The 4,397-nt window shown below is 75.4% G+C and carries 3 protein-coding genes; all 3 read left to right on the top strand.

Features of this window, described 5'->3' with window-relative positions; genetic code table 11:
* Positions 1–645, top strand: a 645-nt coding sequence (locus GSF22_RS31185) for an FtsX-like permease family protein (protein WP_208817497.1), incomplete at its 5' end; no start/stop codon positions are given.
* Positions 642–3,347, top strand: coding sequence for an FtsX-like permease family protein (locus GSF22_RS31180; protein ID WP_208817496.1), 2,706 nt, complete (start codon positions 642–644; stop codon positions 3,345–3,347). The genes GSF22_RS31185 and GSF22_RS31180, both read left to right, overlap by 4 nt.
* Before the next feature lies 1 nt (position 3,348).
* The gene (locus GSF22_RS31175) at positions 3,349–4,347 is read left to right on the top strand and encodes an ABC transporter ATP-binding protein (RefSeq protein WP_208817495.1); all 999 of its coding nucleotides are present in this window, start codon (positions 3,349–3,351) and stop codon (positions 4,345–4,347) included.
* Positions 4,348–4,397 lie beyond the last annotated feature (50 nt).

The raw sequence follows: 4,397 nt of genomic DNA, 5'->3' as shown, positions 1-4,397 counted from the left end.
ACCGCCACCCCCGCCGCCGTCCTGCTGGACCTGCCCTCGGCGGTGCACTGGCTGATCCGGGACCGGGGCGCGGTCCGACCCCAGCCCGAATGGTGGCTCCAGGTCGACCCCGGGCAGCACACCGCCGCCGCAGCCGCCGCCACGGCCCTGCCCGGACTGGGTGTCCTGGACCGCCAGGCGGTCGCCGACACCGCCGCCCGGGACCCGTACTGGCTCGGTGCGCGGACCGGCCTGCTGGCCGCCGCGCTCGGCGCGGTCCTGCTCGCCCTGGTCGGTCTCGCCGTCGACGTCTGGGCCACCGCCCGGCGCCGGATCAGCGAACTTGCCGTCCTGCACACCCTCGGTGCCACCCCCCGGCTGCTGGTCCGGGCGCTGCTCGCCGAGCAGACCTTCCTCGCCGGGATCGGCGTCGGCGTGGGCCTGCTGGTCGGTGCCGGGGTGGGGGCCACCCTGGCCCCGCTGGTGATCCTCGACCGGGCCGCCGGACGGCCGGTACCGCCGGCCGCCTTCGAGCTGCCCTGGTTGACGACCGGCGGTACCGCCGTCGGGTTGCTCCTGGCGGCCCTCACCTTCAGTGCCATGGTCGCCGTCGGCATCCGCCAGCGGGTGGCGGCGGCCCAGCTCCGGATCGGGGGAGACCGATGAGCCCGTTGAGCGCGCTGCGCCGGGTACGCGCCTACGGCGGACAGTTCGCCCTGCTGGCGGTCCTGGCGATGGTGACCGCCCTGCTGGTCACCGGGGTACCCCGGATCGCCGACCGGCTCACCGCCGAAGGGCTGCGCCAGTACCTCTCCGCCCAGCCGGCCACCCAGCGGGACATCCTCTACACCGCCGACCAGGGCGGCTCCGGACCGTCGGTGAAAGGTGCGTCCGCCCGGGCCGGCAAGCTCGCCGAACTGCACCAGGCGATGCCCGAACCGCTGCGCCGGGTGACCGGCGAACAGTGGTACGCCGCGCAGACCGCCTTCCTCACCACCCGGGGCCCCGACCTCGTCGCCGCCCGGCTAAGGGTGGAACTGGGTCTGCGCACGGTGAGCGGGGTACGTGAGGCGGCCACCCTCACCGACGGCCGCTGGCCGACCGACGACCCCGAACCCGACTCACCGGTCGAGGTGGCGCTCGCGGTCGACGTGGCCCGGCAGCTCGGCCTGAAGGTGGGCAGCCGGCTGGTGATGTCGGTACTCGGTCCGGACGGCGAGTCCGAGGTGCAGCGCACCGCTGTGGTGGTGACCGGCGTCTTCGCCGCCACCGACCCGAAAGGCGGGATCTGGGACTCGCTGCCCACCCCGCTGCGGGTGGCCCCGCCGATCGGGGACGGCCCGTTCCTCGCGGTCGCGGTGACCAGCGACGCGCAGATCGACGGGGTTACCTGGCCGGTCACCTACAGCTGGCGGTACCGGGTGGACAGTGGGCGCCTCGACGCCCGGGACCTGGCTGCGGTGAGCGCCGCAGCCGCCGAGATCACCCGCAACCGGCCACCGGAGCTGCGCCTGTCGCAGGGCGTGGACCTGCTGCTCGACGACTTCGCCGACTCGCTGACCGCCAGCCGTACCCTGCTGGCCGTCATCTCCGCCGGGGTGCTGGCCACCCTGGCCGGACTGGTCGGCCTCGCCGCCGCCCTGTCGGTACGCCGACGCCGGGCCGAGTTCGTGCTGCTGCGCGCCCGGGGCGGTTCGTCCGGTACGGTCGCCGGCCGCAGCCTCGTCGAGGCCCTGCTGGTGATCCCGGCCGCCGTGGCGGTCGGCTGGGTGGTCGGGCTGCTGCTGCCCGGTTCGTCGACCGGGGCGGCCTGGCCGGTACCGGTCGTCGCGCTGCTGATCACGGCGGCCCTGCCGGTGCTGGCCCTGGCCAGCCGGGGTGGCGGTCCGGGTAGCCGGCAGGACGTGGTCTCGGCGCGGCCGTCGGTACGCCGGCTCACCGCCGAGGTGACCGTGCTGGTGGTGGCGGTGCTGGCGGCGTTCCTGCTGCGCCGGCGTGGCCTGGCCGACGACGGGACCGTCGACCCGTTGCTGGTGTCGGTGCCGGTGCTGCTGGCGGTGGCCGCCGCGCTGGTGGCGCTGCGCGTGTACCCGTGGCCGGTGCGCCTGGCCGGGAACCTGGCGGCCCGGTCCCGGGGCAGCGTCGCCTTCCTCGGCCTGGCCCGCGCGGGACGGGGGTCGGCCACCGCACCCCTGGTGGTCGTGGTGATCGCGGTCGCCACCGCCGCCTTCTGCGGGGTGGTGTCCACCGGCATCGGCGCCGGCCGGGACCGGGCGGCCACCCGGGCGGTACCCGGGGACGCCCTGATCACCGCCGACGGCTTCGCCCCGGACACCCGGGACCGGTTCGCCGAACTGGCCGGGATCCGGGCGGTCATGCCGCTGCTCGCCCAGACCGGTCAACCGGTCTTCCCGGACGCGCAGCGCCAGGCCGCCGACCTGGCCGACGTGTCGGTGCTGATGGTGGACGGTCCGGCGTTCGCCCGGGTGGTCGCCGACGCGCAGCTCGCGGTCGACCTGCCGGCGGCGTTGACCGGGCCGGTCCCGGCGGACGGGCCGGTACCGGCGCTGGTCTCCCCGGCGGTCGCCGCCGACCTGACCGCCGCCGGGCTCACCGAACCGTTCGTGCAGGTGCAGGGCGGCCGGTACGCCTTCCGGCCGGCCGGCACGGTCGACGACTTCCCGTTGCTGACCGGGGCCGGTGACCGGTTCGTGGTGCTCGCCTGGCCGGCCCGTCCGGCGTTCGCCGAACGTCCCCTGGCCCCGACCGGTTTCCTGCTCGCCGGGACGGTGACGGACCGGGCGGCGCTACAACGGATCGGCGACGACGGTCAGCGCCGGTACCACGAGACGGGGCTGGTCACCGGCGGTGCCCCGGACCGGCCCAGCGTGCTGACCACCTGGGCGCAGGCCCGCGCCGACCTGGGCGGGCGGGGCGTCAACGGGCTGCTCAGTTTCGCCTTCGTCGCCGGTACCGGCGGGGCGGTACTGCTCGGGCTGCTCGCCATCGCCTTCGCCGTACTGGCCGGGGCCCGCAGCCGGGGACAGGTGCTGTCCCGGCTGCGCACCCTCGGCCTGTCCCGTCGGCAGTGGCGGGGGCTGCTGGCGCTGGAACTCGCGCCGCTGGTCGGGACGGCCGTGCTCACCGGCGCGGTGGTGGGCGCGCTCCTGCCGGTGCTGCTCAACCCGGTGCTCGGGCTGGCGGAGTTCACCGGCGGCGCCCCGGTACAGGTGCGATTCGAACCCGGTCTCGTCGGCGGCATCGTCGGGCTCGGGGCACTGGCCCTCGGCTTCGCCGTCGCGGTGGAGGCCCTGAACAACCGCCGGATGCGTCTCGGTGAGGTGCTCCGGCTCGGAGAGGAGAGCTGACATGACGGCTACCGCTGAGGTTTCCGCCGTACCGGATCTCGCCACCCTCCAGCAGCGCGCCGCGCAGCGGGCGGCGGAACGCGCCGGGGGCAGCGACCGGCTGCGCGGGCACATCGTCTGCGACGGGCTGGTCCGGATCTTCAAGACCGAAGGGGTCGAGGTGGTCGCGTTGCAGGGCCTCGACCTGGTGATCGACCGGGGGGAGCTGGTGGCCATCGTGGGTGCCTCCGGCTCGGGCAAGTCGACCCTGTTGAACATCCTCTCCGGCCTGGACACCCCGACCGCCGGGATCGCCCGGGTCGCCGACTACGACCTGCTCGCGCTCTCCGCGCGGCGGCGGCTCAGCTACCGGCGCCGGGTGGTCGGCTTCGTCTGGCAGCAGACCGGCCGGAACCTGCTGCCGTACCTGACCGCGCGGGAGAACGTCGAACTGCCGATGCGCCTGGCCGGGCGGCTGCGCGGCCGGGCCGGCCGGCGCCGGGCGACGGAGCTGCTGGAGATGGTCGGGGTGGCGCACCTGGCCGACCGGCGGCCCGGCCAGCTCAGCGGCGGTGAGCAGCAGCGCTGCGCGGTGGCGGTGGCGGTGGCCAACGACCCGGAGGTGCTCTTCGCCGACGAGCCGACCGGTGAACTCGACGAGGCCACCGGCGCCGACGTGTTCGGGGCGTTGCGCACCATCAACGCCGAACTCGGGGTCACCGTCGTGGTCGTCACCCACGACCACGCCGTGGCCGACCAGGTCCGCCGGACCGTCGCGATCCGCGACGGCCGGACCGCCTCCGAGGTACGCCGGACCGCCCGGATCGGCGAGGACGGCAGCACCGAGCTGGTCAGCGAGGAGTACGCGGTACTGGACCGGACCGGTCGGATGCAGTTGCCGGCGGCGTTCGTGGACGCCCTGGCGTTGCGGGAACGGGTCCGGCTCACCCTGGAGCCGGACCACGTGCAGGTCCGCCCCGGTCAGGAACAGAGTCAGTCGGATGGGGGGAGTGCGGAATGAGCGAGCGGAGCACAGCGGTGCTGGCCGGGGGGACCACGACGGGGGAGGTG

The sequence above is a fragment of the Micromonospora echinofusca genome (assembly GCF_017614955.1).
GTDB lineage: Bacteria > Actinomycetota > Actinomycetes > Mycobacteriales > Micromonosporaceae > Micromonospora > Micromonospora echinofusca_A.
The sequence above is the reverse complement of the archived record's forward strand: the minus strand, read 5'-3'. Positions and strand labels throughout refer to the sequence as shown.

Coding starts and splice junctions, on each gene's coding strand:
- GSF22_RS31180 (WP_208817496.1), top strand. CDS start 642: ATGAGCCCGTTGAGCGCGCTGCGCCGGGTACGCGCCTACGGCGGACAG.
- GSF22_RS31175 (WP_208817495.1), top strand. CDS start 3,349: ATGACGGCTACCGCTGAGGTTTCCGCCGTACCGGATCTCGCCACCCTC.